At 42.2% G+C, this 21,390-nt stretch carries 15 protein-coding genes; 11 read left to right on the top strand and 4 right to left on the bottom strand.

Going from position 1 to position 21,390, the window contains the following annotated elements; genetic code table 11:
• The first annotated feature begins 259 nt into the window (after positions 1-259).
• Positions 260-973, top strand: coding sequence for an SIMPL domain-containing protein (locus tag AAJP47_RS07505; protein ID WP_346717287.1), 714 nt, complete (start codon positions 260-262; stop codon positions 971-973).
• Positions 974-1,140: 167 nt separating this feature from the next.
• Here the strand turns inward: AAJP47_RS07505 and AAJP47_RS07500 are convergent, their stop codons facing one another.
• From AAJP47_RS07500 to AAJP47_RS07490, 3 genes are all read right to left on the bottom strand, one after another.
• Positions 1,141-1,860, bottom strand: coding sequence for a DUF4124 domain-containing protein (locus AAJP47_RS07500; RefSeq protein WP_346717286.1), 720 nt, complete (start codon positions 1,858-1,860; stop codon positions 1,141-1,143).
• A 228-nt stretch (positions 1,861-2,088) separates the two neighbouring features.
• Complete coding sequence (glnA, locus tag AAJP47_RS07495) at positions 2,089-3,498, bottom strand: type I glutamate--ammonia ligase (protein WP_346717285.1); 1,410 nt, start codon at positions 3,496-3,498, stop codon at positions 2,089-2,091.
• Positions 3,499-4,693: 1,195 nt separating this feature from the next.
• Positions 4,694-5,983 carry a cellulase family glycosylhydrolase gene (locus AAJP47_RS07490; RefSeq protein WP_346717284.1) on the bottom strand — a complete coding sequence of 430 codons (1,290 nt, stop codon included), beginning with the start codon at positions 5,981-5,983 and terminating at the stop codon, positions 4,694-4,696.
• Positions 5,984-6,972: 989 nt separating this feature from the next.
• Here AAJP47_RS07490 and AAJP47_RS07485 point away from each other — a divergent pair.
• The 5 genes from AAJP47_RS07485 to AAJP47_RS07465 all read left to right on the top strand — a co-directional run bounded on the left by AAJP47_RS07485 (position 6,973) and on the right by AAJP47_RS07465 (position 11,511).
• Positions 6,973-7,596: an anthranilate synthase component II gene (locus tag AAJP47_RS07485; RefSeq protein WP_346717283.1), complete on the top strand. Its 624-nt coding sequence runs from the start codon at positions 6,973-6,975 to the stop codon at positions 7,594-7,596.
• A 163-nt stretch (positions 7,597-7,759) separates the two neighbouring features.
• Positions 7,760-8,893, top strand: coding sequence for an anthranilate phosphoribosyltransferase (trpD, locus tag AAJP47_RS07480; protein ID WP_346717282.1), 1,134 nt, complete (start codon positions 7,760-7,762; stop codon positions 8,891-8,893).
• A 72-nt stretch (positions 8,894-8,965) separates the two neighbouring features.
• Positions 8,966-9,823 carry an indole-3-glycerol phosphate synthase TrpC gene (gene trpC / locus AAJP47_RS07475; protein WP_346717281.1) on the top strand — a complete coding sequence of 286 codons (858 nt, stop codon included), beginning with the start codon at positions 8,966-8,968 and terminating at the stop codon, positions 9,821-9,823.
• 111 nt (positions 9,824-9,934) lie between these two features.
• On the top strand, positions 9,935-10,666 hold the full coding sequence (locus tag AAJP47_RS07470; protein WP_346717280.1) for a Smr/MutS family protein: 732 nt from the start codon (positions 9,935-9,937) through the stop codon (positions 10,664-10,666).
• A gap of 146 nt (positions 10,667-10,812) precedes the next feature.
• The gene (locus AAJP47_RS07465; protein ID WP_346717279.1) at positions 10,813-11,511 is read left to right on the top strand and encodes a DNA-3-methyladenine glycosylase family protein; all 699 of its coding nucleotides are present in this window, start codon (positions 10,813-10,815) and stop codon (positions 11,509-11,511) included.
• A 54-nt stretch (positions 11,512-11,565) separates the two neighbouring features.
• On the opposite strand, the gene AAJP47_RS07460 is transcribed toward AAJP47_RS07465, so the two are convergent.
• A complete protein-coding gene (locus tag AAJP47_RS07460) occupies positions 11,566-13,521 on the bottom strand; it encodes a mechanosensitive ion channel family protein (RefSeq protein WP_346717278.1) in 1,956 nt (651 codons plus the stop codon).
• A gap of 389 nt (positions 13,522-13,910) precedes the next feature.
• On the opposite strand from AAJP47_RS07460, the gene AAJP47_RS07455 reads away from it, so the two are divergent.
• The 5 genes from AAJP47_RS07455 (at position 13,911) to AAJP47_RS07435 (ending at position 21,318) form a co-directional block, all read left to right on the top strand.
• The gene (locus tag AAJP47_RS07455) at positions 13,911-15,818 is read left to right on the top strand and encodes a TonB-dependent receptor domain-containing protein (protein WP_346717277.1); all 1,908 of its coding nucleotides are present in this window, start codon (positions 13,911-13,913) and stop codon (positions 15,816-15,818) included.
• Positions 15,819-16,162: 344 nt separating this feature from the next.
• Positions 16,163-17,587, top strand: a complete 1,425-nt coding sequence (ahcY, locus tag AAJP47_RS07450) for an adenosylhomocysteinase (protein ID WP_346717276.1) — start codon at positions 16,163-16,165, stop codon at positions 17,585-17,587.
• Between the two features lie 23 nt (positions 17,588-17,610).
• Entirely contained in the window at positions 17,611-18,459 is an 849-nt protein-coding gene (locus AAJP47_RS07445; protein WP_346717275.1) for a methylenetetrahydrofolate reductase, read from the top strand.
• 204 nt (positions 18,460-18,663) lie between these two features.
• Positions 18,664-19,539, top strand: coding sequence for a 16S rRNA (uracil(1498)-N(3))-methyltransferase (locus tag AAJP47_RS07440; protein WP_346717274.1), 876 nt, complete (start codon positions 18,664-18,666; stop codon positions 19,537-19,539).
• 63 nt (positions 19,540-19,602) lie between these two features.
• Positions 19,603-21,318, top strand: a complete 1,716-nt coding sequence (locus AAJP47_RS07435; protein ID WP_346717273.1) for a putative bifunctional diguanylate cyclase/phosphodiesterase — start codon at positions 19,603-19,605, stop codon at positions 21,316-21,318.
• The last annotated feature ends 72 nt before the right edge of the window (positions 21,319-21,390 follow it).

Raw genomic sequence — 21,390 nt, 5'->3', positions numbered from 1 at the left:
AAATTATACAAGAATTTTTTAGCATTGCAACCCCTTTTATAAAACTGTTTGTTTTGTATCCTATAAAAAGCGGTAACCTAGGTGACAAAATTCTAACAGCAGCCTTTTTAAATTTTGCTATTTTAGGGAATGAAGTTGGGCACACGTGTTATCTAACAACGTCATCTAACAACTAAAATGAACAACTTCTAAAATCACAGTGAATCTTATCTTAGTAAGATTCTTACAACTATTATTGTAGTTTATTTGGGAGATTTCTATGAAAAGCACTTTACTTAACCGAGCAGCGCTAACAACAGGTACTGCCTTTTTATTGACTGCCATGATGGGCGGCGCACATGCAGAAACCACAGGCTATGACCAGCTTACTTTTCAAACAGAAGTAAAAGAAGAAGTTCAGAACGATGAAGTACGCGCCAGCTTGTATAAAAAAGCGCAAGCAACAGATGCTAAGACACTAGCGACCACGCTTAATACAGCCGTCAATAACGCGGTCAGAATTGCCAAGCGCTACCCTAGTGTGACGGTTAGCACAGGGCAGCAAACCACCTACCCTCGCTATGATAAAAACGACAAGATCATTGGCTGGACAGGACAGGCCAATATAGACTTAAAAAGCACAGACTTTGCAGCAACAAGCCAATTGATTGCAGATTTGCAAGAAACGCTGGTCATGGACAATCTGACTTTTAGTGTATCAGATACCAAAAAGGATGCATTAGAACAAAAACTAATGACCGACGCCTCTCGCGCTTTTCAGCAGCAAGCTAAGAACCTCACACGTGCATGGGATGCTCGTGGCTACCGTGTGGTCAATGTCAATCTAAGCACGGGTAACAACTACCCGCGTCCAATGTACGGCGCTATGGCCATGAAATCAGAGTCTGCTGATGCCGTACCAAGCCAAAACTTTGAAGCAGGTAACAGTACCATTTCAGTGACGGCTAACGGTACGATTGAGTTGAACAAATAACGCAGTACACAGACAAAAAAAACGGAATGCATTATATATAAAAGGCAAGCACCATAAACAGTGCTTGCCTTTTATATATAATGCATTCAATACTCGGCTAAATGTATTCAATATTCGGCCAGTTAAACGCAGACAATCATAGCCATCGTCTACTATTAGCAACCGATTTAAGGATTAGCCGTTTGTTTTTGGCGCATTTTTAGCATCACTTTTTGATGCCACGGTAAATTTTGATAGGCCAAAAGCTGTTTTGCCATTTTCTTTTTATTTTGTAAGGCAGTCGTGTTTTGAATCACATATACGGTACGCGCGACTTGCTGCAATACCTCACCTCGCTCATTTTTTATCACCGCTTTGATCTCATGCTCCCCCGGTAGAACATTAACGGTTCCGATGGTGCTGATTAAACCTTGCGCCACCTCATTATTATCCAAATAAATACTGATGCGATCGCCCGCCTGTAGACTGGGGTTGACTTGCACACTCACGTTGATACTTTGGGCAGGACGACGATAAGCGCGCTCTTCACTCGGTTCAACCATGGCCAATTGATAATTGACTGGTATATCTGCTTTGGTACTTGTAACCGTCCTCGCCGGTACTTGCTGCATATCAGAGGATTGACTGCTGGCACTACTCTCATTTGCTCGGCTGCTTTCATTACCAGTTGTAATACTCATTTGACTGACTTGCTTGCCAGCTTCTTGCGCATGGCCTTGTGGACGATCCGTAAAGGTTACCTGACCCGTTTTTTCATCAACGACTTTATAGATAGGCGCAGCAGTCGCTATCGTTGTATAAAGACTGACGGTACTGATAACGGCACCAGACAATAGGAGGTGCGTTAGCGCCTTATTAAAAATGCCATTTTTCGATAGTGAAGTCATGATCAGTCAATCCAGTCAGTGTTTATTCTTTCAGTATTTATTAATGCCCTGCCATGTATTATGCGTTACTTTTTTGGTTAAATCAGTAATGAATGTATAAAAACCTCGCCTTCGTTTTAAACCTTGTCTTCGCTTTCAATGAGTGATTGTTATACACATAAAAAAACCAGCTGAGGTTAACTCAACTGATTTTTATTTATTGATTAAGTACTAATGTTAAGCCAGTAATTAGCAGCTGTAGTACATGTCAAATTCAACAGGATGTACAGTAACGTTTAGACGTTGTACTTCTTCTTCTTTCAACGCGATAAAGGCGTCTAACATGTCTTTAGTGAATACATCGCCTTTTAATAAGAACTCATGATCATCACGTAGCGCTTTTAGAGCCACGTCTAAGCTTTCAGCAACGGTTGGGATTTGCGCTTCTTCTTCTGGTGGCAAATCGTACAAGTTCTTATCAGCCGCTTCGCCTGGATGCATCTTGTTCTGAATACCATCAAGACCTGCCATCAATAGCGCAGCAAACGCTAGGTATGGGTTCGCCGTTGGATCAGGGAAACGCGCTTCAACACGAACTGCTTTTGGACTGCTCACGTGCGGGATACGGATAGACGCTGAGCGGTTAGATGCTGAGTAAGCCAATTTGATCGGTGCTTCATAATGTGGCACCAAACGTTTGTAACTGTTCGTTGATGGATTGGTAATGGCATTCAAGGCACGAGCGTGCTTGATTACACCGCCGATGAAATATAGAGCAGTTTCAGACAAACCTGCATACTCATCACCAGAGAACGTATTTACGCCATCTTTTGAGATTGACATATGTACGTGCATACCTGAACCATTGTCACCAACGATTGGCTTTGGCATAAAGGTGGCTGTTTTACCAAACTGATGCGCAACATTGTGGACGACGTATTTTAATTGCTGAACTTCATCGGCCTTGCGTACCATCGTATTGAACGCCACACCAATCTCAGACTGGCAAGAAGCGACTTCATGGTGATGTACTTCGACGCTACCTTCACCAACAATCTCTTCAATGCGCTCACACATCACAGCGCGCATATCGTGCGAGCTATCGATTGGTGGTACTGGGAAATAACCACCTTTAACGCGTGGACGATGCGCCATGTTGCCCCACTCATAAGACTCGCCAGTTGACCAAGCGGCTTCTTCTGCAGTGATTTTATGGCTAACACCTGACATATCGACTGACCACTTCACGTCATCAAATACGAAAAACTCAGGCTCAGGACCGAAATAGGCAGTATCACCAATACCAGTAGACTTTAAATACTCTTCAGCACGGCGAGCGATAGAACGTGGGTCACGATCATAACCTTGCAGTGTTGACGGCTCGATGATGTCGCAAGTGACAACCACGGTAACCGCGTCAAAGAACGGGTCAATAAAAGCGGTTTCTGGATCTGGACGTAAGATCATATCTGACGCTTCGATGCCTTTCCAACCCGCAATGGATGAGCCATCAAACATTTTACCGTCTTCCATGACTTCTTCGTCTACGGTAGACGCTGGGAAACTGATATGTTGTTCTTTACCGCGTGTATCGGTAAAGCGGAAGTCGACCCATTTAGCATTAGAGGATTGGATAAGGTCTAGTAGTTTGTTCGACATAAATAGTCTCCGTTGTGTAGATCACGTTATTGCGATTCAAAGATATTGTTGTACTTTTTGGTTTAAGAATGACTGGTAGCGGTGCTTCAAAAGTGAAATAGTTTATTCCATATTCTACTTATCATTATCAGCACTATTAATGTTGTTAGTCAAGAGGCTCATATAAAGCCGCCTTCAAGTCAGAACACTGACCATTTTAAAGTATGAACGATGGCTAAATGCACGCTCATCTTACTCTAGTCACTTTTTATTCTATCCTAACAACCTGACTTATGATGCCGAAGGCCTCCGGCACGTGTCAATAATTATTATTAAACCATTTGATAGTCATCAACAATCGTAACTATGATGCTGCAAAGGCCATGCCAATGTATTTTTATGATCCTAATACATACGTGTGAAATACTATTTATTATCAACAATTACAGAAACTTATACTGCGTAAGTTATTTACCGAAGCTATTATTCAATCAATTCTCTCTTAATCTACCCTTCTTAGCAATCACTAATATTGACCCAATAGCACCGAAATAGTGCATATAAAAGTAAAATTACTGTTGAAACGTTCACTTTAGGTGCAACTATTATCATCGGATTCGTCAAAAAATTTGTAAACGCAGAGGTATCTCAGTTAGTCCTAAATAAAAAAGATACGCATATGCTCATGCGATACTGGCAACCATTTTCCTCGCTTGCTGTGCCGTTGCTGACAGAGGCGACGCAAAATGTACGCCAGTATTGCTGTATTTTTTATAGTGGATCGACTATACATAAACGAAGCAAATCGATTTTTGTCATCCATATAAAGTTATAGTCAGTTCAAAATGTAGTTAACCCTAAATAAAATAGATACAAGACATGATAGAGCGAGACTGGAACCAATTTTTCTTGCTTGCTGTGCCTTTTTTATATTAGATGGACTTTAATATCTATACGTCAATATCGTTTGGTCATGCAGATTTAAAAAGTTAATACTGGTCAAATTAACTTGGTCAAAGTACTAAGTAAGGATTTTATAAGGTCGCTACACAATTTATATTTTTACAAACGTTACATTCAAACTTGCTAAAGTTTTTAACTTAGAAGCCGTATTTTTAATTAAGCTCAATTAACGACATATTAATACTAAAAAATCAAAAAAATAACTAGGCAAAACGGTTTGGCTCTACCTAGTTTTATCGTGATTTATATTAACTTAGCGACAGTTTGTTAGAAAGGTCCAAGAGCTGTCACTACCTGGAATGGTACTTGTATACCAGTTAGCTTTATAAGCTTTACCTTGGTATTGAATTTTATCGTCGGTTTCGTTATGGGTATAAGGACCGCTTGGATAATCTTTTCTTACCCAATTTGGGTAGGTTTTTATATCTTTACAGCTTGTGTTGCTTGTTATAGGACAGCCATTAGAGTCTACTTGCGTGCCAGTAGGGGTATTGGGGCATTGATCAAGAGTGTCCCTTACCCCATCACCATCGCTGTCGCCACTAGGGCTTGGGCTTGGTGTAGAGGTATTACTATCCCAGCTCTGCAAGATACTTTTAACCTTTTGACCTGAAGCGCTAAGGGAGTCCCATCTACCGCCTGGCAGAAAAGTGGAGGCACCTTCGTCTTTGTCATTTAAAGCCCAATTTGTATGGCTAATATTATTTGACTTAAGAAAAGCCATCCATGCGTCAGTTTCACTATTATTTACGCCGCCGTTACCATCAGCATTGACAGTACCCCATTCAGTAGCAAACAATGCGATACCATTGTTTAAAGCGGTTTGTGCTTTACTTCTGAGTGAAGCGCCGTGTGTACCAGCATAAAAATGTAAGGTATAAGCAATATTGCTACGATCTATCGGATTCTGCGACGCAACATCGACGTCTTGTGACCAAGTAGGCGTACCTACAACAATTAAATTGTCAGGATCTATCGCTCTAATTTTATCAATAACGGTGACGGCGTAGGGCTTTACCTCATTTGTCCACGAAATTTGCAATGGTTCATTATAAATCTCATAAATGACATTGTCATAGCTGCCATATTTAGTAGCGGCGTACTCAAAAAACCGAATGGCCGTTGCTGTGTCGGTATGTGCGTCGTGGCTATGGAAATCGATAATAACGTACATATCTTGTTCTATTGCTGCGTTAACCACTGTGTCTAGGCGGTTAATATTGCTATCCCAGTCGTCGTTTAAACCGCCTGTGATATTTTTTCCGTGACCCATAGCGGCACGGATAATGTTAGCACCGAATTCTTTTTTGGCATTAGCCACCGTTTGCGCGGTGTAAAACTTCTCTCCTCCCCAGCCCGTATTACTCCAAAATAAGCTTGTACCAGCAAAACTGGTTGCTTCACCACCAGCCAATATTTGGTTGCCACTAACACTTAACTTGTCAACAGCCGCATAGGTTGAGGTTGAACATGCTAACAATAAAACGAGGGTTAGATTGGTGGCTATAGATAGCGCCCTGTTAGGTATACATGAAACTTTCATCGCATTTTCCTTAATTTAATTTATCTATTAGATATAAATTTGGATATTTTTAATTGCGTTAAAATTCATATTCGCTGGTTACTCTTATTAAATTAACCAGCTTGACGTATGGTCAATCCTAAATAAAAAAAGCATCCCCATTATGATGCGCTACTGAAAAAAATTTTTCTTGCTGGCTGTGCCTTCGTAGACAGAGGCGGCGTAAAATTTAACTCAATAGCGCTGTATTTATTTTATATTGGATCAACTATAGTTAAAATTAAAATTAAAATTAAAAGACAAAGATAGCATAACTATCTTTTTATATAATTTAAACAATTATTTTCAGATAATTTTTAATGCCCTACCCATACCATTACTATTAAGAAATAAATTTATATTACTGTCACTAATTATATTTATCTGCTCAACTGCTATAAGATTATGTACGTATTTTTAAATATTATTGATTAATATATATTTTATAGTCCAAATTTATAAAATCATCCTATATATTCTTTATAGCTAATAAATAGAATGTAAATTTTTTATGCGCTGATGTGATAGAAAGCTATAGTCGATTCTAAATAAAACAGATACGTTATTTTATGATGCGGAACTAATATAAATTTTTCTGGCTTGCTGTACCGTTGCTGACAGAGGCTGCAAAAAATTCATACACGTCCCGCTGTATCGTTTTTATACCGAACTCACTATATTGATTTTATCTATTATGCTGTAGAGCAAGAATAATAGTCCTTAGGCTTAGCTTGATGCGTGACTGCTAGTCGATTAGGCGCGATACCATCTAGTAGTAGGCAATTCTGGTAGTAGGTAATTCTGCAAATACCCTGAATTTGATAGATGACAAAATAGTGGTAAGATAACAGCGTCTTAAGGTAGCAGATAGCATCATTAGCCTTGCTTGACGTTGAATGTTGAGAGCCGCATACAGGCATACAAACCTGTCTCATTCTAAAACTGTAAAAAATCAATAAGTTGATAATCCAATGATTCTGATGATCGATAATTACGATAGCTTTACGTACAATATCGTACAGTACTTTGGTGAATTACAGCAGGACATCACCGTCTGGCGTAACGATCAAACCACCATTGAGCAAATTCAAACATTGGCACCTGATGTGATCGTGATTGGCCCTGGACCCTGTAATCCAGATCGTGCGGGTATATCGCTTGAGGTTATCGAAACCTTTAAAGGTGTTGTGCCTATACTAGGAATTTGCTTAGGACATCAAGCAATTGGACAAGCTTTTGGTGGTCAAGTGGTCAGAGCTGGCAAAATCATGCACGGGCGCTTATCTGCCATTTATCATAATGATCAAGGCATCTTTGTAGGTTTGCCTATTCCTACGCAAGTCACGCGTTATCATTCACTCGTCATTGATAAAGCCAGTCTGCCCGACTGCCTAGATCTGACCGCATGGACACAAAACAGCGATGGCAGTATTGAGGAAATCATGGGCATTCGTCACAAGACATTTGCCATTGAAGGGGTACAATTCCACCCTGAGTCTATCCTAAGTGAAGCGGGCTATCAGCTGCTTAATAACTTTTTGCAGACTCATCATTTGTCAGTGCTAACGACGGATGAGCTACCGCAAGTTGGTTAACTTTCGATTAAATTGGCAAGCTATCGAATAAAAGTAGTTAAGTAACAGTCATTGGAAAAATCAGCGAGTCATACAAACGGTTCATAATAAAACCAAAACCAACCCTATACACTGCAAAATTATAAATAAGAACCTATATCTAAAACTAAAAAGCGAGATAATAATGAATACCGCCAAAACTGAGGAAACCGCTAACTCAAATAGCATCTCTCAACATGACGTTGCTCGACTGTCTGATGAAGAGATTCACAAGCTACTCACCACAGCCTTAGGTAGAATTTTTCAGCACATCGATTTAACTTTCGATGAGATGTATCAAGTGATGCTGATTATCATGCAAGGGCGATGTAGCGATGCCATGATGGGCGCTATTTTGACGGGGCTGCGGATGAAAGGTGAATCCATTGATGAGATTACCGCTTCTGCCAGTGCCATGCGAGATTTGGCATCCAATATCACTCCAGAAAACTGTGATTACTTGGTTGATATCGTCGGTACAGGCGGCGATGGCGCCAACTTATTTAATGTGTCGACCGCCTCAGCATTTGTCGTGGCAGCAGCAGGCGCACAAGTCGCGAAGCATGGTAACCGCGGCGTCTCTACCAAGTCTGGTAGCTCAGACTTACTTGAAGAAGCGGGAATCAGCCTTGCGCTCACACCTGAACAAACCAAAGAATGCATTGAAACTGAAGGCGTTGGCTTTTTGTTCGCGCCCAATCATCACAGCGCCATGCGTTACGCCAATCCCGTACGTCGTGAGCTAAAAGCGCGTACGATTTTTAATATTTTGGGGCCGTTGACCAATCCTGCTGGCACGCCAAACTTAGTCATTGGCGTCTTTACGGCTCAGCTTTGTGAGCCTATTGCTAAAGTGATGAAAAACTTAGGTGCTCGTCATGTGATGGTCGTTGGCGCAAAAGATGGCTTGGATGAAATCAGCCTGGCCACCTCTACCACTGTCGCGGAATTAAAAGACGGCAAGGTATCGGTTTATGAGATGATGCCAGAAGATGCAGGCATCGAATCACAAACGCTCATCGGGCTTGATGTTGATTCTCCCAAGCAAAGTCTTGAGCTGATTTGTGCTGCTTTATCAGGTACAGAAACCAATGACCGCTCTGTGTTAAAGGCTCGCGATATGATTGCCTTAAATGCAGGCGCGGCGATATATACGGCAGGGCTTGCCAGCAACTATCCGAATGGAGTAAGCCGAGCTCAAAGTATCATTCAAAATGGTGACGCTTTGGTTAAGCTTGAATCTTTGGCTAAATACACGCAGCAGTTGGTTAAAGGTTAGACCGCGCCTCCCTAAAACCTGTCAGCCTTGCTCTTATTATTTATTTACCCATAACGACATTTGGACACCAGCATGACCACCAACACAAAAATCCCTACGGTATTACAGCGCATTGTCTCGACCAAAACAGAAGAAGTCAAAGCGGCTCGTGAAGCGCTATCACTTAAAGACTTACAAGCACAAGTCGCAGCAGATACCAAACCACGCCGCGGTTTTGCAGCGGCCCTACGCGCAGCAGACATCGGTATTATTGCTGAGATTAAAAAAGCTTCACCGTCTAAAGGTATTATCAATCACAATTTTGCGCCTGCCCTATTCGCTCAGCAATATGAGCAAGCGGGTGCCAGTTGCCTATCCGTATTAACCGATCGTGATTACTTTCAAGGTGATGATCGCTATCTTATTCAAGCCTCTAATGCCGCAAGCTTACCGGTACTGCGTAAAGATTTTATGATTGATACCTATCAAATTTATCAGTCTTACCTGATGGGTGCTGATTGCATCTTATTGATTATGGCTTGCCTTGACGATGCGCAAGTACAAGAGCTGCATGCTCTAAGTATCGAGCTTGGGATGGATGTATTGATAGAAGTACATACCAAAGATGAACTTGAGCGCGCCCTGCAATTGCCTTACTCAGAGCACAATATTTATGGCATTAATAACCGAGATTTGAATACCTTTGAGGTTAGCTTAAAAACCACCCTTGATCTAAAAAACAGATTGGTTGAAGCGCTAAGCACGGCCACAGATGATACAGCACCAAAACCGCTCATTGTTACTGAAAGCGGCATTCATAGCATCGATGACATTCGTTTGATGCTAGATCATGATATTCAGCACTTTTTAATTGGTGAGCAGTTTATGAAAACCGATCATCCTGGACAAGCGTTACAATCCTTACTTGCAGGCGTCGCAGCAGACGGGTAAAGTAACTCAAACAGCTGGGCGCCAATAAACCGAGCAGCCAATTTTAGTACGGTACAGGTAAACATGTAGCATGCGCCCATTCATCCTCCCATCAAAGATACGTTAACTTTTATGTCAAACTCTCTATTTTCAAAAGAAATGCAAGACCAGCTCAAAGAGCTAAAAGGCCAGTTGAGCAAAGGGCGTGATACCAATGCGCCTGAAGGTGAAAACCAAAAGCCGACAGAGCCTGTTGCCCTACCAACCCAAAAGCAGGTCAAAAAAACCGTCAAACAGTTAGATAGTGAACATGTCGACGATGACAAAGTACTGTTTATGCAAGCAATGCATGGCGTTAGCCAACTTGAAGATAAAAACGTTCGCTCTCCTGCCAGCGCGGCAAAGGCACGCAAACCTGATGCCACAACTTTATCAAAACGTGCTGCTGCTCAAGGTAGCGATGCAAGTGATTTGGGTGCCGGCCTATCGGATATGCAGGCGCTGTTAAACCCTGTCGCAAGCGAAGCTTATTTGTCTTACAAACAACCAACGTTGCAAAATAAGATCTTTGATCAATTAAAAAAAGGTAAGCTGCGTTGGTATGATGCCGTAGATATCCACGGTTGTACCATCGAAGAAGCGCGCGATGCCATGACGCAACTGCTCAGCCAAGCCAAACAAAATAATGAGACGATGGTAAAAATCGTCCATGGTAAAGGCAGCGAAGCCATTCTAAAAACGTGCGTCAATGGTTGGCTACGTCAATTGCCAGAAGTATTGGCGTTTTGTTCAGCGCCGCCAAAAGATGGTGGCAACGGTGCAGTTTTAGTGCTGCTCAAAAAACCCAAAGTTGATGGCGAATAAATCACACTGTACGGGTATAAAAAAGGACTGCAAATAAGCAGTCCTTTTTTATTGATAAATTTTACGCTTGGCGCATTATTGCCTTTAAATAAAATAACCCTCTATACTGTCCTCACGCACTTTTTTATTATTCAAGCGATACGATTATGAGTATAAATACCACAAATAACACAGATACTCCAGATACCACAGCAACAGATACCACAGCAACAGAAAGCATCGATACTATTGAAAACCTGCAAGCATTAGGCGAACACATCACCGCATTGATTGCTATTGAACCAAAATTTGCCGCTGTCTATGAGCAAATTGGCACGCCAAGTTTGAGACACAATGCTGGCGGCTTTGAGCAACTCATGCGAGCGATGGTGGGACAACAGCTATCGGTAGCCGCGGCGGCCAGTATTTGGCAACGCTTGGTTGATACAAATCTGACGACGCCGCAGGCAATTGGTGACGCATCAGATGAAGAGTTGCGGCTGCAAGGACTGTCCAAACAAAAAACGCGCTATGTGCGATCATTGGTCGAGCATGATATAGATTTTGCCGCATTAGAGACTCAGCCCAATGAGGAAGTCGTCAAAATATTAACAGCCGTCACTGGCATCGGCCGCTGGACGGCTGAGATGTATTTGCTGTTCTCATTAAAGCGAGCGGACATACTAGCCGTCGATGATTTGGCGATTAAAGTCGCGGCGATGGAGCTACTCGGTTTGGACGCACGCCCAACCCCAAAACAACTGAAAAATCTGACCGAAGACTGGTCGCCCCATCGAAGCGCGGCCAGCCTACTACTTTGGTCTTACTACGGCGAGCTGCGCAATAAAACCGCCATTCCTTTATAAGACTGCTCTATAGCACTCGATCAAACGTCTACAAAAACCTTACTTAATACGTAATTAAGGCTGATTCCATATAGAAAAGCCCGTTTTTCTTTTGGTATGCTTAAAGGTACCTTTTTTCAATAAACGGCCTTTATTTCTCAAAGCTCTGAGCGTATGGTTGTGTTTACCGTTTTTTGCTCCTAGTTTGTGCTTATTGGTCTTTTTGCCATCTTTGGCTTCGTCGCGCTCCTTGTCCAAATCGACCGGTTGCGAGTTACCATTATTATCGCCAGCATCGGTTTCAAGCTCATCAGGATTGCCATCATCTGATGATGCTTCAGCAGTATTTGCAGCATCCTCTTCTTCACTGGACTTACTTTCATTTTGGTTAAGGATAAGTTGCTGCATTGGCAGTGCATGTTCAACCTTGTATCTCGCCACTTGATTCAACACATCGACAAATACCACGTTTTGTTTGTCATAGAAGTCTATTACGTTATTGGCATTGAGATACGCTTGCAATTGAATGACATAACAGTCTTGACGCAGCTCTGAAATATGGACTTGATTCCATTCTTGATTGGTCAGTTCATGCTCGCTCAAAAACTCATTCAAGTCTGTGACCATCTTAAAGACCACTTCAATATCAGCGGTGCGTTTGAGATACAGCTTATGATAAAATTGAAACATATCACGAGAGGTAAAGTTTTCAATTTGCATCGATGAAAAATCACCATTTGGTACCGTAACAATTGTGCGTGATAAGGTACGCACACGCGATGAGCGGATACCAATATCAATGACCGTTCCTTCATACGTCCCAAACTTGCAGTAATCCCCAATGCGTACGGGCGAATCTGCCACCACAACGACACTGCCGACCAAGTTTTCAATCGTCTTTTGCGCACCTAGTGCCAAGGCGATACCACCCACACCCAAGGCTGCAATACCTGTTGTCAAATCAAATCCTAGATTACCGAAGATGACAATAACCGCAAATATGAGCAGTAGCGCTTTGACGACCTTACGCAGCAGCCCCAAAATTGAGACTCGTTCCGTATAGTTTTTCTTATAACTTAAATTGACCGCGCGCGTGAATATGGCATCGATTACTCGCAGTAACAACCACGTTAATGCAAGCCAAGAAGCAATCTCAGTAAAGCGATTAATCGGCTCACGTAGCGTCACTGACACGCCAGCATACACCATCGCATCGGACAGTTTCAGTGCCATAATGACGACAGTAAGAGGCAATACAACCTTATTAGGAAACGGTAGCGGTACTCCGCGTACGCGTGGATATATAATACGCAATAGATGATAAAGCAGCCATACCATGATGTAGGTAATCACAAAGCTACTGACAATCATTGCTAATGCAGCAACCAAATCAGCCATTTGATAACCAAAAAGCTTTTTACCTTCTAAAGAATCCAGCGTATAACGAGAAACCAAAGTAGGCTCAGTATTCTCTATTACTTCTGGCATTGAGTTGAGCGTTTCACTCGAAAACTGCCAGTATTGTTCTCCTTGGTTGGAGGTGACCCGCTCTAATATCAACGCCACACTTTTATCACCCACATTGATAACGCCGACATTCTCTTGGCTTGGTGGCAATTGGTCAGCTAGGTTACCCTCGGGCGTGTTATTGATCTGCAAATCAGTCTGAAAACGACCGCCAGCATCCAGTGCTTGTTTGAATTGCCGTACGATGGTCGTTGGATTGTCTGATTTTGATAAATTCAGATAATTACTCGCCAGTAAATAATCATTTTCACTAAGCGCGCTGATAAACCCCTGCACGGTATGCCGAGGTGTATCACGTCCAAATGAATCTGGGGCTTGAGTATTTTCAGGCTCTTCACTGCCCCCGCCCATGCCAAGTGAGCCAATTTCAGCAGCAAAAGAAGTACTGGGCAGCAATGAAGTCATCATCGTAATCAAAAACACCATCATGATAAATGGTGCTTTTATGTTTGGGCATGAGGAAGACAGCTCACTCTTGAAAATCAAATGACGCTTAATAGACAAAACAAACCTCTTAGCTTAATGGATACTTTAAATTAGAAATAGACAGATAAAAACTGCCACTATGATAGCAATTATTTATAACAGCAGTGCTTTTGATTGCGCCTTTTTATAGTCATCTTTGTTATTTGTCGATATACACTTTGATCATCTGATCCATATTACGCAAAATAGTTTCAATAAACCGTGATTTAGATATTTCAAGGATTAAAACCTCGTTCATCATGAAAACTATTCATCCTAGGGTGAAGAAATGTTAGGTTAAAGTGGTTTATAAATGGGGCACTTTTGTAGATAATGGCGGCGTGTAGTGAAGTTATTATTTTTTGTAATGTTTACCTTCTTCACTTTCTATTCTGTAACACCCTTATTTGATTAATTTGGAATTAAAAATGGTTTTATCGCGTCCATCTTCGACCACTTATCTTCGGTTAAGTATCCTAAGCGCACTTGGTATGTTTGCTATTGGCGCACACGCCGCCCCTAACGATATAAATGGCGTTAACGATAATGAGCTACCAAAAGTTGAGCTTGATAAAATTGTTGTAACTGCAACGCGTACGCCCACTAAAACCAGTAATGTCATTGCTCAGACTCGCGTCATCGATAGCGAAGAATTGCAACGCTATCAGGGTCAAACCGCATTAGAAGTTTTAAAGCGTCAGCCAGGAATTAGCCACTATAGCAATGGTGGGATGGGCTCAGTATCAAAAATATACATGCGTGGCTACGAAGGCAAGCAGATCTTAGTGCTTATTGATGGAGTTCGCTATAGTTCTTTAAGTACTGGGAGTGCAACCCTTGGCTTACTGCCTGCTGATCAAATTGAGCGTATTGAAGTATTGTACGGTGCTTCAGGTTCTAGCGTTTATGGTGCCGATGCCATGGGCGGCGTCATTCAAATCTTTACCAAAGGCGCTAATGTTGAGAACAGTAATTTCTCAGTGACTGCTGGTGCTGGATCAAATGATCATTATACTTATGGAGCAACTGCTCAGCTTACTAATGAAAATGGTACAGCACTTAGTCTTTCTGCTAGTCACAACGAAACTAAAGGTTTCAATGCTAAATTACCTGGTACATTTGGTTATAATAAAGACAATGACGGTTTCGAGAGTGATGGTTTTAGCATTGCGTTGAACCAGCGTATCAATGAACAGTGGTCAGCAGGTACTAGCGCTTTATACAGCAAATCAACCGTTGAATTCGATAATGGAGCCAACAAAGATGATTATTCTGATCAAGAGAATGGCGCAGCACAGGCATTCGTTGATTGGCGCTATCGCCCTGAGTCATCAGTAAAATTACAATATGGTCATTCTATTGATAAGCTTGATAACAAGTTTGGTGATGAGTTTAATACCAAGCAGGATCAAGTGAGTTTAGTAGGTCAACACAAATTATCGGTTGGGCAAGGAGTCTATGGGTTAGAATATCTTAACCAAAGTCTTGATACGACAGCTACTGGTTATAATACCGATGACCGTGATGTGAAAAGTGCATTTTTAGGTTACTTATTGACAAACGAGCAATTTGATACCCAAGCCAACATACGTTTTGATGATAATTCACAGTATGGGAATGAAACTACTTACAACTTAGGGGGTGCTTATCATCTTAATACCAATTTCCGTATTGGGGCTAACTACGCTAAAGGTTTCCGAGCTCCTGATTTCAATGAGTTGTATTATCCAGACTCAGGTAACCCTGATTTAGACGCAGAAACTAGTGATAACTACGAAGCCTTTATAGAATATAAGACATTACTACAGTCTACACGTTTAACTGGCTATCATAATAAAGTTGATGATTTGATTAACTTTAACGCAATATATGATAGTGAAGGTGAATATATTGGCGGAAATTATGAGAACATTGAGCAAGCAAAAATCAATGGTATAACGCTGACTTCAGATTGGGAGCTAAATAGTTACCTATTTGGCGGTAGTTATGACTACCAAAAGGCCAAAGACGATAGCGATGGAATTAACGATGGCAACTTCCTTGCTATTCGTCCTGAACATAAAGGCTTAATCTACGCTGGTTACCGTCTGCCAAGCTTCGATATACGTGCTGAATATGAATACGTAGATAATTACTATAGTGGCGTCGATAATGTAGAATCGCAGTTGGTAGACTCATATGGTTTACTAAATGTTAGCGGTAACTATCAGCTAACAGAAAACTTGACGATGACCGCTCGCTTAGACAATATTACTAATGAAAAATATATCACTCTACCTGGTTATAATACTGACGGCATCAACTACTTTACCTCACTAACCTACAACTGGTTCTAAACTTTGAGCGTATAAAAGCCAATAACGGTTAACAATAATTAGGTCACTTATCGGTGGCCTTTTTTTATGACTGTAAAATAACAAATTGTCTATACAGTCACGGCCTATCATTTACGCTATCCAATAGGTGACAAGCTCGGCCTCATCTATTACAATAACGACCTCCGAGAGGTGTTGCGCCATAAGTATTAATAGTCGTGTTTATATGATAAAACCTACTGTTCAACCCTTATGTTAGGCTCGGTTAACTGTTGAAAACCCATCTTGAGTATCAACAGCGCAAATAACGGCACCTGCGTTTTTATTCTTTTTATCATAAATCAAACCACTGATAGGAGCATATTATGGACGCAGTGTCTAACACCCCATCTGCCCATACGATCGATCCCTCTTTCACTGACTATAAAGTCGCTGATATCAGCCTTGCTGATTACGGCCGCCGTGAAATCACCCTTGCTGAAGCCGAAATGCCTGCCCTGATGGGCTTGCGTCGTCGTTACGAAGCAGAGCAACCGCTTAAAGGCGCTAAAATCGCTGGCTGTATCCACATGACGATTCAGACTGCTGTACTTATCGAGACGCTCGTCGCACTGGGTGCGGAAGTACGTTGGACTTCATGTAATATCTTTTCAACCCAAGATCACGCTGCGGCCGCCATTGCTGCTGCTGGTATCTCTGTTTATGCTTGGAAAGGCGAAACCGCAGAAGAGTACGAGTGGTGCCTACGCCAACAAGTCCATGTTGGCGGTGAAGAATCTGGTCAACTTTGGGATGCCAACTTGATTTTGGATGACGGTGGCGATTTAACCGCGCTGATTCATTCAGATTATGCTGAATTGCTAGACAACATCCACGGTATCTCAGAAGAAACGACCACGGGCGTACACCGTCTAGTCGATATGTTGAACAAGGGCACATTGAAAGTACCAGCCATCAACGTCAACGATGCAGTTACCAAATCTAAAAACGACAATAAATATGGCTGCCGTCATAGCTTAAACGACGCCATCAAACGTGCCACTGATATGTTCCTTGGTGGTCGCCGCGCGTTGGTTATCGGTTATGGCGATGTGGGCAAAGGCTCTACGCAAAGCTTACGTCAAGAAGGCATGATCGTGCGCGTTTCAGAAGTGGACCCAATCTGTGCGATGCAGGCATGTATGGATGGTTTTGAGGTCGTCTCTCCTTACCTGAATGGCGACAATACAGGCGGCGCAGACAACATCAATACCCATCTGCTCGAAAACACTGACATGATCGTCACTACCACTGGTAACTATCACGTTTGCGACAGAAACATGCTAGCGGCGTTGAAGCCTGGTGCAGTGGTTTGTAATATTGGTCACTTCGATACCGAAATCGATACCCAATTCATGCGTGACAACTGGCGCTGGGTTGAGATTAAGCCACAAGTCCATCAAGTCTTCCGCTCGGATGATGAAAACGATTACTTGATTTTGCTTGCTGAAGGTCGTTTGGTAAACCTAGGTAACGCCACCGGTCACCCATCACGCGTGATGGACGGCTCATTTGCCAACCAAGTATTGGCACAAATGTATCTGTTCGAAGAAAAATTCGCTGAGCTGCCAGTTGATGAGCGTTTTGATAACTTATACGTCAAAGTCTTGCCGAAGAAACTGGATGAAGAAGTAGCAGCAGCGATGGTTGCAGGCTTTAACGGTACCCTGACTAAGCTGACGGAAAAACAAGCTGAGTATTTGGGCGTGCCTGTCGAAGGTCCGTTCAAACCTGACGCTTATAAATATTAATTAAAGTACTGAGGAGCACGACTATGAGTAAGCCTGTTTTCTCATTTGAGTTTTTCCCTGCCAAAACTGAGCAGGGACATGAGAAGTTACTGAACACTTTTGATGAGTTAAACACCCTGTCACCAGCTTACTTTTCAGTGACCTATGGTGCAGGTGGCTCTACTCGTAGCCGCACGTTGGATATTGTGCAAGCGCTGTGTGCCCGCGGCGATACTCAAATTGCACCGCATATGTCTTGTATCGGTGATGATAAAATTGAAATCGCAGGGTTACTCGATCATTATAAAGAGTTGGGTATCAAACGTCTCGTTGCGCTTCGTGGCGACTTGCCCTCAGGTCAAGTTGGCATGGGCGAGCTACCATTTGCGTTAGATTTGGTTAAGTTTATTCGTGAACATTCAGGTGACCACTTTCATATTGAAGTTGCCGCTTACCCAGAGATGCATCCACAAGCACGTAGCTTTGATTTTGATGTTAATAATTTGGTGAACAAGTACCAAGCGGGTGCAAATGCAGCCATCACGCAGTTTTTTTATAATGCGGATAGCTATCTTTATTTGCGTGATACGTTAGAGAAACGCGGTATCGATACCATGGCTCAGCCTTTGGTTGCTGGCATTATGCCAATTACCAATTCTAGCAATTTGGTGCGTTTTGCCGATAGCTGCGGGGCTGACATTCCACGTTATGTGCGTAAACAGTTGGCTGATTTTGGCGATGATCGCAAAGCCATTGGTGAATTTGGATTTGATGTGGTTTATCGTTTGTGTGAGCGCTTGATAAATGAAGGCATTCCAGCAATGCACTTTTATACAATGAACAAAGTTGAACCAAATAAACGCTTGGTTGAAGCATTAGGATTGACGGTTTAACTTGGCTCGGTATTGATAACTTAATGACTGGCGTTCTTAGGAGCGCCAGTTTTTTTATGGTTGGCATTACGATTTTTTGATTGTCCCATAAGATAACCAAAAAGAAATATCCAGTCTATTAACGACAATACCTTTACCCAGCGGAACGATATTCTGATAAGATATTTAACCATACTATTATTAAAGATATAGGACTAAGCGACTGTGCGACGTTTTTTTTATGCTACCAGTAGTGATGATATTAGTAATGAGGCAGAAACCCTCTACCCGCCGCTTAGCACTCTGCCTATTGGCACCAGTGTGACTTTGACTGAAAACATTGTGCATCATTGGTGCCGTGTGTTGCGTGCCAATATCGGCGATCAAGGGATTTTATTTGATGGCTTCGGTGGTGAGTACCAGGTACAGCTACAAACCATCAGCAAAAAACACGCCACTGCCATTTTACTTGCGCATGTTTCTGATGATCGCAGCAATTCATTGATTACCAAAATTGGCTTAGTAGTGAGTCGCGGTGAGCGCATGGATTACGCCATTCAAAAGTCAACCGAGCTTGGCGTCACTGCCATTCAGCTCTTAAGCAGTCATCATGGTGAAGTGAATCTAAAGCCTGCCCAAGTAGAAAAAAAACTGGCGCACTGGCAACAAGTGGCTATTGCCGCGTGTGAGCAATGTGGTCTTAACCGTCCGCCCCTTATTATGGCGCCTGTCTCTATCAATGATTGGCTAAGTAACCCAAACGTTAGCGCTTTAAATATCAAAACTGTGGTCAGTCCTATCATGTCTTCGCTTAGTCAAGATTATTATTATCAAGCGCTAGAGCAAGCAGCCGATTTGCGTCTGCAGCTTAGTGTGCCCGCCGCAGGACAACCTGCCATGCCCGAATCGTTAGCACACGTTCTTAAGCAAAAAAACGCCTATATCCAGTTATTGATTGGGCCTGAGGGCGGTCTTAGCAGTGAGGAATGTCAGCAAGCCTCTGAGGCAGGTTTTACGCCTTGGCAAATTGGTACAAGAGTCTTACGTACTGAGACAGCGCCAGTCGTTGCGCTCGCAACCTTGCATGCGCTGAGTTATTAGCTTGCCAGCACCTCATACACGTAAGTCCATATGTTAGTCAACTTTGACGTTGTGAGTCTAATTATGCCTAATTTTAAGCCTATTTCGAACCCTGCTAAGCAGCAGTTGCTGGCAAAATTATGTGAGCAACTTGATGATGCCATATTCATTCTAGATGCTAATTTTCGTTATTTAGCAGTCAATGCCAGTTATGAGATGATTATTGGTTATAGCGAAGCATTTATACTAGGGCGGCCGCTTGGCATCTATGAAGCCCAGTTTTTATCAGAAGAAGAAAAAGCGATTTTGTCAGATATTATTCATCAATTAGACCATAATGGTTTTTATGAAAACCACTTTTCGATGCCAAACCGCTATGGACAGACGATTGAATGTCATTCAATCTATCGCAAGATTTGTATCGAACAGAACCATTATTATGTTTGCATGGTGCGTGATGTGTCGGCGGTCGTTAAAGACCAAAGACAGGTGGCGCATTTGCTTAATTACGATCAATTGACGGGTTTACCGAACCGCAAAGTGTTTTTAAGTCTAACCAGTGATTTGTTGTTGGACAGCTATCAAGAAATTGTCATTGTACGTTTAAACATTGATCGCTATCGAAGTCTGACGAGCCTTTTAGGGTCTGATGGCATCAACACCCTGATAAAGAGTTTTGCAACACGCGTCAAAGAGCTGAAACTGGATAACTTACGCTGTTTTTCACACTTTGGGGGTGAAGATTTTGCCCTAGTATTTGAATGCAATGACGCCAATATGGTACGCCACCAGCTAGACAGCTTGATGCAAATGTGTGAACGCCCCCTCTCTTTAGATGAAAATGAGGCAGTAGAGGCCAATATCTATTATCATATCTCTGCTGGTGTGAGTTATTTTCCTAAAAATGGTACTGACTCGACAGGACTATTGAGCAAAGCTGAAAAAGCGCTACATTATGTCAAACAGCAAGGTGGTGATGATATCTGCTGGTACAATGCGGCTATTGAAAAATCAACCGATGATAGCTTAAAGTTAGAAACCGAGCTCAGAGCAGCCACCATCAAAGGCGAGTTTGTGCCTTATTATCAGCCAAAATTTGAGCTGGCTACTGGCATTATTACTGGATTTGAAGCTTTAGTACGCTGGCAACATCCAACCCGTGGACTACTAACCCCCACCCATTTTATCAACGCTATTCTCACTCATAAGCTGTCATTTGAGCTGTTTTCACAAATGGCCATTCACATTGTCAAGCAGCTGTCGATTTGGAAACAGCAAGGCTTTTGTCAACATATCTGTATCAACGCCGATGCGGCTGAATTTAGTCATCCTGATTTTTTTGAGATGGTGAACACTTTGTTCGTGCAATACAATATCTCTGAATATCAGCTCCATATCGAGGTGACTGAATCCTCTTTGATTCAACGCCATGCCAATGTCAAAAAACAACTAAATGCGCTCAAAGATCTGGGGATTTTCTTGGCTTTGGATGACTTTGGGACAGGCTATGCCTCTTTGAGTTATCTACAAGAGTATCCGTTTGATTTTATTAAGATCGATAAAAGCTTTATCACAAACATTGAGACTGATCGCACGCAGCATGCGATTGTAAAAGCCATTTTAGACTTGGCAGTGGCGCTTGATATGCAAGTCATTGCTGAAGGCATCGAGACTGAAAGTCAGCGTGATATTTTGTTGTCCATGGGCTGTCGACATGGTCAGGGTTACTGGCTAGGAAAACCTGTGACGGCTGAAGTGGCAACTGAGATGTTAATTAAGCAGTACGAGTCTTTCCAGTAGTTTGGCTAAGCTTGCTTTAAGACACTTAATATCACTAGCTTTTTCAGCAACTTACCACCACATGCTTTTATT

Source organism: Psychrobacter halotolerans (assembly GCF_039680845.1).
Taxonomy (GTDB): domain Bacteria; phylum Pseudomonadota; class Gammaproteobacteria; order Pseudomonadales; family Moraxellaceae; genus Psychrobacter.
The sequence above is the reverse complement of the archived record's forward strand: the minus strand, read 5'-3'. Positions and strand labels throughout refer to the sequence as shown.